Source organism: Erwinia oleae (assembly GCF_000770305.1).
Taxonomy (GTDB): Bacteria; Pseudomonadota; Gammaproteobacteria; order Enterobacterales; family Enterobacteriaceae; genus Erwinia; species Erwinia oleae.
Genome location: NZ_JNVB01000033.1, coordinates 1 through 14,559 on the forward strand (window position 1 = coordinate 1; position 14,559 = coordinate 14,559).

Consider the following 14,559-nt stretch of genomic DNA (forward strand, 5'->3'; position numbering starts at 1 on the left):
TATAACGGTGCCATCGGCGTTGATGTGAACGGTAAAGATCATCAGACGATCCTTGAGATGGCGAAAGCGGCGGGTAAAGCGACCGGTAACGTTTCTACCGCCGAACTGGAAGACGCCACGCCCGCTGCGCAGATCGCTCATGTGACGTCGCGGAAATGCTACGGCCCGGAAAAAACCAGTGACGTCTGTGCAACAAATGCCCTGGAGAAGAACGGCAAAGGATCGATCGCTGAACAGCTTCTGAATGCTCGCGCCGATGTAACTTTAGGCGGCGGGGGTAAAACCTTCAGCGAAAAAGCGAAAGCGGGTGAATGGCAGGGCAGGACGCTGGAGGAGCAGGCCAAAGCGCGCGGTTATCAGCTTATCAGCGATCTTGACGGTCTGAATGGGATCACCGTCGCCAATCAGGACAAACCTGTGCTCGGCCTCTTTGCGGATGGCAACATGCCGGTGCGCTGGAAAGGGCCAAAGGCGAGCTATCACGGTAATCTTGAGGGCAAACCCGTAAGCTGTGAAGTTAACGCTGAACGACCGGCTTCCACGCCGACCCTGGCGCAGATGACCGATAAAGCAATTCAGCTTCTGAGCAAAAATGCCAACGGCTTTTTCCTTCAGGTAGAAGGCGCGTCCATTGATAAGCAGGATCATGCCGCTAATCCCTGCGGGCAGATTGGTGAAACCGTTGACCTGGACGAGGCCGTGCAAAAAGCGCTGGAATTCGCCCGGAGAGAGGGCAACACCCTGGTAATTGTTACCGCCGATCATGCGCACTCCAGCCAAATCGTGGCCAACGACAGCAAAGCGCCAGGCCTGACGCAGACGCTCAATACCAAAGAGGGCGGCCTGATGACCATCAGCTACGGCAATTCTGAAGAGGATTCTCAGGGGCATACCGGCACCCAGCTACGTATCGCTGCCTATGGCCCACACGCAGCGAATGTGGTTGGGCTGACCGACCAAACCGACCTGTTCTATACCATGCGCGCGGCAATGGACATTAATCAGTAGAAGGTTAGCAATAAAAAAGCCTGAACGTTAATTCAGGCTTTCTCTGTAAATATGGCGGTGAGAGGGGGATTGATTCGCTTCGCTCACACTAAAGGCAGCCCGCGCGCTGCGCTTGCGGTCTGTCCATCCGGCTGTCGCCGGCTGTCAAACCCCGGCGGGGGTTCTCATCACCCCTCTCATGGGGGGATATGCAACAAAAAAGCCTGAACGTTAATTCAGGCTTTCTCATTAAATATGGCGGTGAGAGGGGGATTGATTCGCTTCGCTCACACTAAAGGCAGCCCGCGCGCTGCGCTTGCAGTCTGTCCATCCGGTTGTCGCCGGCTGTCAAACCCCGGCGGGGGTTCTCATCACCCCTCTCACTGAGGAATATGCAACAAAAAAGCCTGAACGTTAATTCAGGCTTTCTCTGTAAATATGGCGGTGAGAGGGGGATTGATTCGCTTCGCTCACACTAAAGGCAGCCCGCGCGCTGCGCTTGCGGTCTGTCCATCCGGCTGTCGCCGGCTGTCGAACCCCGGCGGGGGTTCTCATCACCCCTCTCATGGCGGAGTATGCAACAAAAAAGCCTGAACGTTAATTCAGGCTTTCTCTGTAAATATGGCGGTGAGAGGGGGATTCGAACCCCCGATACGTTGCCGTATACACACTTTCCAGGCGTGCTCCTTCAGCCACTCGGACACCTCACCGTATGACATCACTACTATGACGTCGGCCGCTAATGTAGGTAAAAGGCGCCCTGCGGTCAATACTCTTTCTCGCTTTGTTCACGCACTTAGTCAGTTTTTCAGCAAAGTGTCGCAAAAAACATCACCTCGTCTTTCCGTGCTTTTTGCTTGCCAGCGGCAGAGATTTCCGTGAGCCTTAAACAAAACAGGAGAGAAATGTGGATATCATTTTTTATCATCCGTCCGCTGAACCCGACAGATGGACCACCGGTCTGCAACGGCGGCTACCCGATGCGCGCATTCGTATATGGACGCCTGGCGATAACCGCCACGCGGACTACGCCCTGATCCGCCAGCCGCCGACAGAAATGCTTGCCGGACGTACGGCGCTGAAGGGCGTTTTCTCGCTGGCGGCGGGCGTGGACGATATTCTTGAACAACTGCGTCGCTATCCCGCCATGCTGGCGCCGGATGTGCCGCTCTTCAGGCTGGAAGATACCGGTATGGCGCGCCAGATGCAGGAATATGCGCTCTATCATGTACTTGGTTGGTACCGCCGTTTTGGCGACTATCAACAGCAAAAAGACCGGGCGCTGTGGCACCCGCTGCCTGATACGCCACGCGAGGATTTCACCGTTGGCATCCTGGGTGCCGGCGTGCTGGGGCGGAGCGTGGCCGATTGCCTGACTGCGTGGGGATTCCCGGTGCGCTGCTGGAGCCGGACACCTAAACAGTTGCCAGCCATCACCAGCTTTCACGGTGAGGCGCAACTGAGTGAGTTTCTTGCAGGAACGCAGGTTTTGATTAACCTGCTGCCCAACACGCCGCAAACCATTGGTATCATTAACCGCCAGATGATGTGCCAGCTAAAGCGCGGCGCGTATATTCTTAACATTGCGCGCGGAGCGCATCTGCGGGAAGACGATCTGCTGGCCGCTATCGCCGCAGGCGAGGTGAAGGCCGCAGCGCTGGATGTCTTCATTGAAGAACCGCTGAATGCAAATCATCCATTCTGGCAACATCCGGCCATCGCCATCACGCCGCATAATGCGGCTGTCACCTTGCCCGACGATGCTATGGATTATATTGCCAACGCCATCCGGCTGCGCGAGGTGGGTGAAATGCCAACCGGTCGGGTGGATCTCACTCGCGGTTATTAACGGTTCAGGGTGGTTCATGCCTGAGCGAATTAAGGAGAAAAATATGTACCCCGTTGACCTTCATATGCACACCGTCGCCAGCACTCATGCCTACAGCACGCTGCGCGACTATGTGCTTCAGGCACAGACCTGCGGCATCCGACTGCTGGCGATTACCGACCACGGCCCTGATATGGCCGATGCGCCGCACTACTGGCATTTTGTAAACATGCGCGTCTGGCCGCGGGTGGTAGATGGCATCGGCGTCCTGCGCGGTATTGAAGCCAATATCAAAAATATCGACGGCGAAATTGACTGTACCGGGCCGATGATGGATGCGGTAGATATCGTCGTTGCCGGGTTTCATGAGCCGGTTTTTCCGCCGCGTGATAAAGCCACTCATACAGAAGCGATGATCGCCGCAATGGCCAGCGGCAACGTGCACATTATCAGCCATCCCGGCAACCCGAAATTCCCGGTTGATATTCTCGCGATTGCTGAAGCGGCGGCCAGATACGATGTGGCACTGGAGCTGAACAACTCCTCATTTACTCACTCACGTCCGGGAAGTGAACCAAACTGCCGCGCCATTGCGAAAGCGGTTCGCGACGCGGGCGGACGTATCGCTTTCGGGTCGGATTCGCATACTGCATTTACGCTCGGAAACTTCGAACATTGCCTTCGAATCGCAAAAGAGGTGGATTTCCCGGAAGATCGCATATTAAATGTCACGCCGCGCCGTCTGCTGGATTTTTTAGCATTACGCACCGGCAAGACGATTGCTGAATTTGCTGACATGTGACGTTGTCACTTATGTCCTGACTGGAATGACCTCATGAATGAATTTTCGATCATCTGCCGTATCCTGGGTTCTTTGTACAACCGCCAGCCGCAGGATCCCCTACTTATGCCGCTTTTCGCCGTACTGCGCGAAGGTAAACTCCAGCAGCAGTGGCCGCTGGAACAGGAAGAGCTGCTGACGCGTTTGCAACAGAACAGCGATCCGCTCGCGCTCGCTGCCGACTACAACGCGCTGTTTGTCGGCCCGGAGTGCAAAGTACCGCCATATGGCTCTCAGTGGGAAAATGGCCCGCAGGAGAGTGACGTGCGCAACTTTCTGCAAAGTCGCGGTATGCCGCTTAGCGATGCGCCAGCGGATCACTTCGGCGTGCTGCTTCTTGCTTCATCATGGCTGGAAGATCAGTCTGAAGCCGATGAGTCTGACGCGCAGATTACGCTGTTTGACCGCTATCTTATGCCGTGGTGCGGTCAGTTTCTCGGCAAGGTTGAAGCTCATGCCACCAGTGACTTTTACCGTACGCTGGCAGCGCTGAGCCGCGAAGCGCTTCAGGCAATGCGTGACGAACTGGAAGAAGAGCAGCCTTAATCTGCCACCACGGTCATTAGCGTAAACGGCGGAATTTAGGCAGGCGCGCATGCGCGCGCAGATTTCGCAGATTGATAACCGCAATGGCCGTGCCTGCCACGACCAGTAGCGAACCGACAATTTTAAAGGTGTTCATGCTGTCGCCAAGCACCGTAACGCCCATGATCACCGCCAGCACCGGCGTCAGCAGCGAGTAGGGCATAATCAGGTTGACGTTATAGCTGCGCAGCAGCGCATACCACAGCGAATAGGCGACGATAGAAGAGCAGATGGCGCTGTAAAGAATGCCGAACCAGCCTCGCCATGTTGCATGGATCAGGCTCTCTATCTGGTTGGTTTCCAGCATGGCTGAAGCCAGACCCACTATCGGGATGGCCAGGAAGGAGAGCCAGCCGGTCATTGCCAGTGGCTTAATATCCGGCGACTTCTTCACAATCAGATTGCTGATCGCCCATCCCGCTGCGCTGCACAGCAGCAGACAGAGCACCCACCAGGCGGGAATGGTGGGGCTTCCCGCCAGCACCACCACGCCAGTCAGCGAAATCGAAATCCCTGTCATCTGTATTAGCGTCAGCTTCTCTTTCAGCACCACGCTTGCCAGCAGCATGGCAAACGGCGTTCCCAACTGCACAACAATGGCGCCGGTGCCGGCATCAGTGTATTTCATACCGACAAAAAGCAGGGAAAAGTGCATAAAGCCAAAGGTAAAAGCCAGCGGCACCAGATAGCGAAGCTGCGCTCGGGTTACGCGGGTAAAAGGAACGAGGATCAGCGCAACGACGATAAAGCGCATCAGCGTAAGGAACAGCGGAGGAAGATCGAGCAGCCCCCATTTGACGGCGACGTTGTTGAATGCCCATACCGTCACCACCAGTAAAATCAGAAAAAAATGACGCAGTGCCACAAAGCAGTCCTTCAAATACGTAAATCACCCGATAATGATGGCATGAATTCGCCTCAATTTGACGGGCGCGGGTAATTTTTTTCTTCCCTCCAATCCGTAAAGTCTGATTTTATGCACGCGTTTTTGCGTTCATCTGAGGCCGGAAGACTCATTTTATGAGACGTCGATCTCTTAAGGTGTTTTCCCGGCCAGCCTTGCGCGCCCTGAGCAATAGTTAACCATCTTCAATGTGTTTTCCGCTGCTTTATCATAAAGGGTGAAAAACCAGGCTCGCCCAATGACTGAAAAAAACCTGTCTGAAGCAGGTTTATTTACGAAAAGAAATTCATTCCCGGTAGAGTAAAAGCATCAACATTGAAAAAAGTATGCTCTTGCCGCAATAAACGCGTTTGTTAAAAAAAAGAGTAATGCATTACAAAACAATCCATTCCTTTTTGAAATATTTTTCATGCGCTGCGTGAAATAAGATAAACCTCATGATGCACCTTTGATGACGCCTTTCGCCATTAGGACTAATCGCATTATACTCATTTCCAGCTACTGAAACTTCATCAAAATGGGTCGGATCTGTTCGTAAACCTGCCGCGTTCAGGCGTCCAGAAGCGGAGTTGATATATTGATATTTCGCGTTGTTTCGAAACCGTTATGTTACTTAAAAGCTAATTGATGATGATGGGGGAGAGGTTAAATTAAAAAAGGATCTGTTAATTACCATTATTGGCGGGCTGTCTGTGTTAGTTTTATTTTTTACGAAATAATTTAATTTCATTAATGCAGGCGTCCTGATAATTTGCTTTCACGATATCTCCTTGCGAAAAAAATTATGCTTCTTTCCGTGATCGTGCCTGCCTATAATGTCGGGAATTATATTGTTGAATGTATTGACTCTTTGTTACAACAAATACCGTCTCCGAATGAACTGATCGTTATTAACGATGGTTCAACGGACAATACGCTGGCGCTGGTAGAAAATAAGTACGCACACCTGGATAACGTTAATATCGTCACCATCCCTAATGGCGGGCTGGGGAATGCGCGTGATACGGGCATCAGCATGGCGCAGGGCGATTTTATCTTCTGTTGTGATCCTGATGATATTGTGTGTGACGGACTTTTTGTTGAGCTGAGTGAGGCCGCTGCCCGTTATCCGGATATGGAGATGTTTTGCTTTAACTCATTAATGTTCGAGGATACTAATCCTGATAAAACGTATCCCAAGGTTCGACATATTGATACAGGTGTTCTTCATCCACAAAAGGTCTTTGCTTCGCTTTTGCGCTCTGGCTCTTATACGTCTGCAACATGGAATTACGTATTGAAAAAGCACGTCATTGAGCAGTATCAAATGAAATATATTAACCGACTGCATGAAGATCATGTTTTTACGCTCGAAGCGTTTATGCGGGCCCGTAGTGCGTATGTCTCCTCACGCCTCTATTATAAACAGCGGATCAGAAATGGCTCGCTGACAAATAGTGTAAAAAGCGAAAATTTCTTTCGCGAACGCTATAACGCTTTTATTACATCTTATGAGAAATTGCGCGCGTTGACGGAGAATACACCGTCCCACTGTGAGCTGAGACGACTTTATCTGATTCATTCGTTCAGGCTGATGATAAACTTATGCATTGCTGATAACCGTAACGTGCCGATTTATATGATATCAGCCATTAAATATTTCGGGAAAAATCTGAAACCCGGCACACCAACCAGATGGCTGCTGTTAAGAGAGCCGGAATTATATTCTAATCTGCTGATGATCAGGCTGCGTCTGCGCAATCTGACGAATAATGACAAGGTTAAGGTTGAAGTCTGATGGCTAAAGTCGTTGATAGAAGTTTGCTGATAAATGTACTTTCGCTGCTGGCCTACCGTGGAACGACTTTCCTTTTTCCGCTGATTACGCTGCCCTACCTTGCGCGTATTTTAGGGGTAGAGCACATGGGGCTGCTGGCGCTGGGGCTGGCCTGCGTGATGTACTGTAGCACCATTTCAGACTGGGGCTTTAACGTCTATACCACCAAAGACATTGCGCAGCACCGTGAAAATCGGGAAAAAGTGACGCAGCTTTTCTGGTCGACGTTTAATGCCAAGCTTCTGCTTGGCGCTTTCTCCTTAACGATCCTGCTGCTGGCCACGTGGTTTAATCCGCGCTGGCACAGCCTGTTCTACATTGTGCTGGCGAACTCAACCGTGCTCTTTGGTCAGCTACTTTCATTTGGCTGGCTGATGCAGGGGTTTGAAAAGCTCGGGAAAACGGCGGTCATCTCGACGATCGGCCAGTTTTGCTCCATTCCGCTAACGTTCTTGCTGGTAAAATCGCCGGACGATACCTGGCTTGCTGCGCTTATTCCTGGCGTTGTGGCGTTCATTTCCGCCGCGATCACGCTGTGGTTCGTCATTAATATGCGTATTATCGGCGCATATCGTTTTGATCCGAAAGAGATCGTGCAGCGCATCAGAGACAGTTTCGACGTGTTCCTGGCGATCGCCGGGGCAAATCTCTTTAACAACGTTAACGTGCTGATCCTGGCCAGCGTGACTTCCACCTATATGGTCGGGCTCTATAACGGCGCCGATCGCCTGAAAAAAGCGGCTAATTCGCTGCCTGAACAGGTTGGAAATGCGTTTTTCCCACGCGTAAGTTATCTGCTACATAAAGATCCCACCGCAGCCATCAATGCGACACGGAAAAGCATCACCTTTTCCTTTTTGATGAGCCTGTTTATTGTCATTTTCACGCTGTTGTTTGCCGACTATATTGTGCGAATTTTGCTTGGTGCGGACTATCATCAGTCGGCGAATGTGCTCAGAGTGGTGGTGTGCGGATTTATTTTTGGCAACGTCAGCTATCCGGCAGGGTTGCAGATCCTTATTCCGCACGGGCTGGCCCGCCAGCGTATGCACGTCATGTTTATTGTCGGCATGATTAACGTGCCTGTTTGCTGCCTGATGGCGTGGAAGCTGGGCGCCATTGGCGCCGCAGGCTCACTGGTGTTTTCGGAGTTTCTGGTGTTTTTAGGCATACTGCGCGTCATGGTCAAAAACGATCTGTTAAAACCCTATCTGCTTAAGCAAGATATTGACGCCGCGAAGCTATCGTAAGCGAAAGCCATGGAGGAACGGTCAGCGCGCGTTGCGCTGTCGCGCCTCCAGTTTTCTTTGCCGCCAGCTGAGCAGGGGCGTTACCGAAATGCCGTGCACGATAACGCTGGCGACGATCAGCGTAAACGCAACGTTAGCCATGCGCGTCATTTCATCACCCACCATGCCGTTCGTATAGGCCCAGGCAATATAGTTGATGCTGCCGATGCCGCGAATGCCCAACCAGCCCAGAATCAGACGCTGCTTATGCGGCGCGCCAGCGCCAGCGGTAGCGATCCACACCGACAGCGGGCGAATAACGACAAACAGCAGCGCCGCCATCAGCAGGCCCGCCGGGTCCCAGTGGTGGGCCAGCGTCACGCCCAGCACAATAATAATCGCCGCAGCAAAAATGCGCTCAACCGTATCGCCAAAGGAGAGGGCATCGCCGACCACCAGCCCGACCACGCTGGCCGGATTCGCTTCGCCCTCACCGTGACGAATATGCGGATTAACCATGACTTCGGCCGGGGGGCGATTGTTGCTGTCGGTGAAATCATCTGCCGGCTGGCGATTAGTCACCCGCATCTCCGCGCGGCGCAGCCCTACGCCCGCGGCGAAGGCGGCCAGAAAACCAGAGGCGTCCAGCGACTGCGCCAGCGCGTAGCTCAGGGCGATCAGCGCCAGCGCCAGAAAGTCATTGGGCGCCACGTCCTGATGAGTGTGGCGTAAATGCGTGGCAAACTGGCCGACGAAGCGTCCCAGTAAAAAACCAATGCCCGTTCCGCCGGCAATCGCCCACAGCACATCGACTAACGCCCAGTGGCCCAGCGCAGGCAGCGACAGATCGCTGCCTGCCGACAGCCAGAGCGCCGCCAGCATCAGCAGCGGCAACGCGCTGCCGTCATTCATGCCTGCTTCGCTGGAGAGCGATACGCGCAGATCGTCGTCGTCGCGCGCGTCGTTAACGGAGATCAGGCTCGCCAGCACCGGATCGGTCGGCGCCACAATGGCGCCAAAGGCCAGCGATATTGGCCAGGAGAAGTGGATGAGATAGTGCGCGGCCAGCGTCACGCCGCCCACCGTCAGCAGCATGCCCGGAAAGGCGAGCCGTACGCCGATCCGCCAGCCCCGGCTTCGCAGCGGTAGTCGTAGTTTGAGGCCGGTAATAAACAGCGAGGCGGCCATGGCAATTTCGGTCAGATTTTTTGACAGTTCGGCATGGGCGGCGATATCAATACGCAGCAGATCCAGAATCCACGGGCCACAAATAATACCGGCCAACAGATAAAGAGCGAAGGTGGTTATCGGGCCACGATTGATCCAGCCCGATGCCAGAGACATAAGTAATAACAGCCCGCCCGTTGCGGCCGTCCAGCCAAGAAAACCCATTGCGACTCCTCTGTAATAATCAGTACATTAAGTATGGACGGTAATGGGTAAGGCCACCGAATATCTGTCTGGTCAATTATATTGACCATTCTGTGCGTCCCATGTCGGCAACGATTGTCACAAGAGGCACAGAGGTATAGTGTTAACCATTCCGTTTTTCCTGCCGCATCAGCGGTAATAACCGTTAATTCGAGGTTGTTTTGTCCAGCTATTCGCTTATTCAACGCCCAAGGCGTTTACGCCAGTCGCCTTCACTCCGCTCTCTTTTTCAGGAAACGTCCCTCAGTATCAACGATCTGGCGCTGCCCATTTTCGTTGAGGAAGACCTTGATGATTACAAAGCGATTCAGGCGATGCCCGGTGTGATGCGCATTCCAGAAAAACGCCTGGCGTTTGAAATTGAGCGTATCGCCAGGGCGGGTATCCGTTCGGTCATGACTTTCGGTATCTCTCACCATACCGACGCGGACGGCAGCGACACCTGGCAGGATAACGGGCTGGTTTCCCGTATGTCGCGTATTTGTAAGGATACGGTGCCGGAAATGATCGTGATGTCCGATACCTGTTTCTGTGAATATACCTCGCACGGTCACTGCGGCGTACTGCATGGCGACGTGGTGGATAATGACGCCACGCTGGCTAACCTTGGCCGTCAGGCCGTCGCCGCCGCGCGGGCGGGCGCCGACTTTATCGCGCCTTCCGCCGCTATGGACGGTCAGGTGGCGGCCATTCGCCGGGCGCTGGACGAGGCGGGTTTTACCGATACGGCGATCATGTCTTACTCCACCAAGTTTGCTTCTTCTTTCTATGGGCCGTTCCGCGAGGCGGCGGGCACTTCGCTGAAAGGCGATCGCAAAACGTACCAGATGAACCCGATGAACCGTCGCGAGGCGATCCGTGAATCGCTGATCGATCAGGGGGAGGGCGCGGATGCGCTGATGGTTAAACCGGCAGGTGCCTATCTGGATATCATTCGTGACGTGCGCGAGCGTACCGAACTGCCGCTGGCGGCCTATCAGGTGAGCGGCGAGTACGCGATGATTAAATTTGCTGCGCAGGCCGGCGCCGTCAGCGAGCGTGACGTCGTTCTGGAGAGCCTGGGGGCGATCAAACGGGCCGGTGCCGATCTGATTTTCAGCTACTTCGCGCTGGATCTGGCCGAAAAAAATCTGCTGTAGATGTTCAGCCTTTCGCTATGTCACCCTGGGTAAATCTTCATAGCGAGTCGTCCACGCGGGCGAGAGCATCTCCCGCTTCATCGCCCAGCTTTTTTGAATGCCCTGTCCGGCAAACCAGATTTTTGCATTGCCGGACTTGTTCAGACCATCAACCACCGCCATCAGCGCCGCGCTGTTGGCGCGCGGCTGGTGTTCATCAAACAGATTAAGCTGCACCACGCCCTGACTGTAAAAATCGCCCAACATCACGCCGGCTTTCATATAGCGATGACCTTCCACCCAGATACGATCCAGCGCCTCGATGGCGAGGCGAAGAATGTCGCGCGTATCGTTAGAAGGCATCATCAGCCGACCGCCGGCCTGATTGTTATAGAAGGCTTCGCTTTCGTTGCCGTGCGGGCTGGTACGGATAAATACGCTGACGAAGCGGCAAAACTGGTGCTCAAGACGCAGCTTCTCCGCCGCGCGCTCGGCGTAGGCGCAGACCGCCTGGTGCATATCGCCATACTGCGTAATGCGATGACCAAAAGATCGGCTACAGACGATCTGCTGTTTGGTGGGGGGATACTCTTCCATTTCAAGGCATGTCTCGCCGCCTAACTCGCGGGCGGTTCTTTCCAGCACAACGTTAAAATGTTTACGGATAACCCAGCTCGAACAGTCGGCCAGGTGGAGTGCAGTTTCGATGCCCAGCAGATTCAGCCTCTTGCTGATGCGACGCCCGACGCCCCAGATTTCTTCCACGGGCGTCAGCGCCAGAAGCTTGCGCTGACGTTCCGGCCGGGACAGCACGACCACGCCCTGCGTTTGCGACCATTTCTTTGCGGCATGATTGGCGAGTTTGGCGAGCGTTTTGGTTGGCGCGATACCGACGCCCACCGTCAATCCGGTGTACTGGAGAATTTTCTGACGAATTTCACGACCATATTCTTCAAGCGCGGCATCTCCCCGAATACCGGAGAGGTCTATGAAGGCTTCATCAATGGAATATATTTCCAGTCGCGTGGTCATCTCATCCAGAATAGTCATGACGCGATGGCTCATGTCGGCGTAAAGCGTGTAATTGGAGCTAAAAACCTGAACCTGCTGGCGCCGTAGCTGCTCTTTAATTTTAAAATAGGGCGCGGCCATAGGAATGCCCAGCGCTTTGGCCTCTGCGGAGCGCGAAATAATGCAACCGTCGTTGTTGGAAACGACAACAATGGGTTTTCCCCATAAATCAGGGCGGAAAACCGTTTCGCAGGAGGTATAAAAACTGTTTACGTCAATCAGCGCAAACATAATTATCTGTTCGATTTTAACGTAAAGGTGACCACGCCAAAAATAACCAGCTCTTCCTCGTTGTGAAATGAAATCGGCTGATAATTAACGTTATGCGGTATCAGTTGCAGAAAAGGGCGGGTGCGCAGCTCTTTAACGGTAAACTCTCCTGCTACCGCCGCCACGACGATATCGCCATGCGTGGCGGAAAGCGAACGATCCACCACCAGCAGGTCGCCATCGCCGATGCCAGCGCCGCTCATTGAGTCGCCGCTGACCTTAACGAAATAGGTTGCGCTGGGATGTTTAATGACCAGTTTATTGAGATCCAGCCTCTCCTCAACGTAATCCTGAGCCGGACTGGGAAAGCCACAGGCAACGCGCTCGACGAAAAGGGGCAACGATAACGCTTCGTATATCACTGCCGGACGGGAGAGGTTCATGGTTGAGGATTCCTGAAAAAGTTGCTGTATGTATATACAGTATCCGCAAGTTGCGTGAACGATCAAGCCATCTCGTGGAAATTTCTTGAAACTGCCTGAGACAAAAGGAAATTTAAAAAGCGGCGTGCGGCCTTATCTTATAAACGCGCCGGGTTGCCTGCTCAATGCCCTTATCCTGCATAACGCATGACAGCCGCTATTTTACACATGCCAGAGAATGACACTGCGGAAACAGGCTTTTCACTACACACGCAGCGATCAGCAGAGCAAACCCGGCCCGGCTATGGGGCTGTCGCATCGTCGGAAGACGCAAAATTAATTCGTTTATTAATAAAATAATAATGGCATTTATCTCCACGCAGAGAGCTACTTAAAACGTGGATGATCTGCGCGCGGCGCCGATGCTCGCTTGCTGGCGATAAATCCAATTTCACTATACCTTTCTCCATTATTATTCACAATTCCGCTAAGTTTTCTAATCAAAATAGAATACCAACCAGAAATACAAGCGCAATAATACGTCAACTATTTTGACAACGAACAGCATAAATGCACTCCTCCTGTCCGCTTTGCATCGTATATAGCTTACACAGAACATCCCATCCTGATCGGCCAGACCGACCGCTGTTTAACGGATTAATGGCTTAACGTAAGATATTTATCACGATGATGTTTTAATAAAACGATTAAGGTTGTTTTAATGCCAGTGGCGACGTTATAAACGAGGAGCGCCAGTGTAAGCTGGCTGAATTCGCGCTGGCTTTCAGATGAAAGTTTTGTGTGAAATTAAAATAAAGAATAAAATCTTTATGACATTATGTATGTGTTTCTCTCTTTCAAAAGAAAGGGTTGTTGCTGAAGTGTTATCGCAAGCAAGAAGTTAGCAGGAAAGACAGTCAGATAGGTTGTTTTTTAAGTACTGAGGCGAATATTCTTTTGATGATTTACCGCTGCGCTTATTTCATTCATTTTTTCGCAACAGAAGATATTATAGCAGCTCGCCGAAATCAGCGATTGAGAGAGAGTTCATATTTATCCGGTTAACGAGGAAGTGTATGGAAAAAGTGCTCATTGGATATTATATAGGAAATAATGTTCAGTTGGACATTTCATGTAAGAAACTGATTAGCTTTGACGCAAAAAAAAGAGCGGTGCGCTACTATGTTCTCCGTGAAACCATGTTAAGGCTGTTCCTTTATCTGCTACAGAATGCCAATGGGAAAATCATTACCAGTGAAGAGTTACTGTATAATGTATGGGATCTTCATGGTTTAAAATCCTCCAGCCAACGACTATGGCAGGTTATGCAGGCATTAAAATTCCGCCTGGCTTCCCTTGGCGTCGATCACGATTTTATTATGCGAATCGAAACGTTCGAAATGAAAGGGCATATTTTGAAACCGGACATGATCAGACCGTACTATTTCACCGTAAACAAAAACAGTTAGATCGCACAATCAGGTAGAGTGCAACCAAATCAGAGCCTGTTTTTTTTCTGCCTCTTTTATCGGTTTTTACGCGCTGCCGAAAAAATGGCTGTGAATATGAAAAGAAAGATTTAGCGTCATTTATCATCACTATTCACTGGAAACAGGGGAGACAAATGTATAACTTTTTACTTTTTTTGAGCGTTATTACCTGTTTAATCCTGACCCAAAAAAACCTCGTAGCAAAAATATGGATATTAATATTTAATCCGGCGTGACGGGTCACAGAACCCCGCTACGGTAAAGATGTTATCCGCACTGTTTACTTCAGGGAAAAAAATGCATAAAGGAATTGTGCTACTTGTCGCCGCCTCTGTTTGCCTGGCATTCTCAGCCAGCGCCACTCATCATACGGACTGTCCGGGCAGGACTGCGCCTGTCCGGCACCCGACAGCTCCGGCGGTTATTGCCAGACCGGCAGGCACGCTGCCATCATCTGCCGCGCGTGTAGCCTGTTCGCAGCGCGCGCCGCTTACCCGCCTTAATGCTTACCTTGATGAAAAGGAAAAGAAACTCGCTGAACGTCAGAAAGCCAGGATAACACCGGCAAAGCGCCCTCTGTTTGAACCGGCGAATAAGTAATCAGAGGCTCATTGTTACAGATTTTTC

The 14,559-nt window shown here is 52.1% G+C and carries 13 protein-coding genes and 1 tRNA gene; 9 read left to right on the forward strand and 5 right to left on the reverse strand.

Annotated features, from left to right (window positions below; all coding sequences use genetic code 11):
* A partial coding sequence (gene phoA, locus GS12_RS12040; protein WP_034947266.1) for an alkaline phosphatase occupies nucleotides 1-1,008 on the forward strand: 1,008 nt, incomplete at its 5' end.
* 601 nt (nucleotides 1,009-1,609) lie between these two features.
* Here phoA and GS12_RS12045 read toward each other — a convergent pair.
* Nucleotides 1,610-1,697, reverse strand: a tRNA-Ser gene (locus GS12_RS12045).
* 197 nt (nucleotides 1,698-1,894) lie between these two features.
* Here GS12_RS12045 and ghrA point away from each other — a divergent pair.
* Genes ghrA through GS12_RS12060 form a run of 3 tightly spaced genes read left to right on the forward strand, consistent with a single transcriptional unit; the run spans nucleotide 1,895 to nucleotide 4,202 of the window.
* A complete protein-coding gene (ghrA, locus tag GS12_RS12050; protein WP_034947269.1) occupies nucleotides 1,895-2,836 on the forward strand; it encodes a glyoxylate/hydroxypyruvate reductase GhrA in 942 nt (313 codons plus the stop codon).
* A 43-nt stretch (nucleotides 2,837-2,879) separates the two neighbouring features.
* Nucleotides 2,880-3,617 carry a phosphatase gene (locus GS12_RS12055; RefSeq protein WP_034915553.1) on the forward strand — a complete coding sequence of 246 codons (738 nt, stop codon included), beginning with the start codon at nucleotides 2,880-2,882 and terminating at the stop codon, nucleotides 3,615-3,617.
* 33 nt (nucleotides 3,618-3,650) lie between these two features.
* Nucleotides 3,651-4,202, forward strand: coding sequence for a TorD/DmsD family molecular chaperone (locus tag GS12_RS12060; RefSeq protein ID WP_034915551.1), 552 nt, complete (start codon nucleotides 3,651-3,653; stop codon nucleotides 4,200-4,202).
* 16 nt (nucleotides 4,203-4,218) lie between these two features.
* Here the strand turns inward: GS12_RS12060 and GS12_RS12065 are convergent, their stop codons facing one another.
* Nucleotides 4,219-5,106: a DMT family transporter gene (locus tag GS12_RS12065; RefSeq protein ID WP_034915549.1), complete on the reverse strand. Its 888-nt coding sequence runs from the start codon at nucleotides 5,104-5,106 to the stop codon at nucleotides 4,219-4,221.
* Between the two features lie 823 nt (nucleotides 5,107-5,929).
* Between GS12_RS12065 and GS12_RS12070 the strand changes: the two genes are divergently transcribed.
* On the forward strand, nucleotides 5,930-6,922 hold the full coding sequence (locus GS12_RS12070) for a glycosyltransferase (RefSeq protein WP_034947272.1): 993 nt from the start codon (nucleotides 5,930-5,932) through the stop codon (nucleotides 6,920-6,922).
* The gene (locus GS12_RS12075) at nucleotides 6,922-8,211 is read left to right on the forward strand and encodes a flippase (protein ID WP_034915544.1); all 1,290 of its coding nucleotides are present in this window, start codon (nucleotides 6,922-6,924) and stop codon (nucleotides 8,209-8,211) included. The genes GS12_RS12070 and GS12_RS12075 overlap by 1 nt, the downstream gene beginning before the upstream one ends.
* 21 nt (nucleotides 8,212-8,232) lie before the next feature.
* Here the strand turns inward: GS12_RS12075 and GS12_RS12080 are convergent, their stop codons facing one another.
* The gene (locus GS12_RS12080; protein ID WP_034947275.1) at nucleotides 8,233-9,582 is read right to left on the reverse strand and encodes a cation:proton antiporter; all 1,350 of its coding nucleotides are present in this window, start codon (nucleotides 9,580-9,582) and stop codon (nucleotides 8,233-8,235) included.
* A gap of 200 nt (nucleotides 9,583-9,782) precedes the next feature.
* Here GS12_RS12080 and hemB point away from each other — a divergent pair, with 200 nt between their 5' ends.
* Entirely contained in the window at nucleotides 9,783-10,760 is a 978-nt protein-coding gene (hemB, locus tag GS12_RS12085) for a porphobilinogen synthase (protein WP_034947278.1), read from the forward strand.
* Nucleotides 10,761-10,775: 15 nt separating this feature from the next.
* Here hemB and umuC read toward each other — a convergent pair whose 3' ends face one another.
* Nucleotides 10,776-12,041: a translesion error-prone DNA polymerase V subunit UmuC gene (gene umuC / locus GS12_RS12090; protein WP_034947281.1), complete on the reverse strand. Its 1,266-nt coding sequence runs from the start codon at nucleotides 12,039-12,041 to the stop codon at nucleotides 10,776-10,778.
* A 2-nt stretch (nucleotides 12,042-12,043) separates the two neighbouring features.
* On the reverse strand, nucleotides 12,044-12,463 hold the full coding sequence (gene umuD, locus GS12_RS12095) for a translesion error-prone DNA polymerase V autoproteolytic subunit (protein WP_034947284.1): 420 nt from the start codon (nucleotides 12,461-12,463) through the stop codon (nucleotides 12,044-12,046).
* A 1,055-nt stretch (nucleotides 12,464-13,518) separates the two neighbouring features.
* On the opposite strand from umuD, the gene GS12_RS12100 reads away from it, so the two are divergent.
* Both GS12_RS12100 and GS12_RS12105 read left to right on the forward strand, forming a co-directional pair.
* On the forward strand, nucleotides 13,519-13,911 hold the full coding sequence (locus GS12_RS12100; protein ID WP_034947287.1) for a hypothetical protein: 393 nt from the start codon (nucleotides 13,519-13,521) through the stop codon (nucleotides 13,909-13,911).
* Between the two features lie 318 nt (nucleotides 13,912-14,229).
* Nucleotides 14,230-14,532 carry a hypothetical protein gene (locus GS12_RS12105; protein ID WP_034947289.1) on the forward strand — a complete coding sequence of 101 codons (303 nt, stop codon included), beginning with the start codon at nucleotides 14,230-14,232 and terminating at the stop codon, nucleotides 14,530-14,532.
* The last annotated feature ends 27 nt before the right edge of the window (nucleotides 14,533-14,559 follow it).

What these genes read in the sequence shown, in the direction of transcription:
- GS12_RS12080 (WP_034947275.1), bottom strand. Translation starts at nt 9,582, where the DNA reads ATGGGTTTTCTTGGCTGGACGGCCGCAACGGGCGGGCTGTTATTACTT.
- GS12_RS12070 (WP_034947272.1), top strand. Translation starts at nt 5,930, where the DNA reads ATGCTTCTTTCCGTGATCGTGCCTGCCTATAATGTCGGGAATTATATT.
- GS12_RS12105 (WP_034947289.1), top strand. Translation starts at nt 14,230, where the DNA reads ATGCATAAAGGAATTGTGCTACTTGTCGCCGCCTCTGTTTGCCTGGCA.
- umuC (WP_034947281.1), bottom strand. Translation starts at nt 12,041, where the DNA reads ATGTTTGCGCTGATTGACGTAAACAGTTTTTATACCTCCTGCGAAACG.
- GS12_RS12055 (WP_034915553.1), top strand. Translation starts at nt 2,880, where the DNA reads ATGTACCCCGTTGACCTTCATATGCACACCGTCGCCAGCACTCATGCC.
- GS12_RS12100 (WP_034947287.1), top strand. Translation starts at nt 13,519, where the DNA reads ATGGAAAAAGTGCTCATTGGATATTATATAGGAAATAATGTTCAGTTG.
- GS12_RS12075 (WP_034915544.1), top strand. Translation starts at nt 6,922, where the DNA reads ATGGCTAAAGTCGTTGATAGAAGTTTGCTGATAAATGTACTTTCGCTG.
- umuD (WP_034947284.1), bottom strand. Translation starts at nt 12,463, where the DNA reads ATGAACCTCTCCCGTCCGGCAGTGATATACGAAGCGTTATCGTTGCCC.
- GS12_RS12060 (WP_034915551.1), top strand. Translation starts at nt 3,651, where the DNA reads ATGAATGAATTTTCGATCATCTGCCGTATCCTGGGTTCTTTGTACAAC.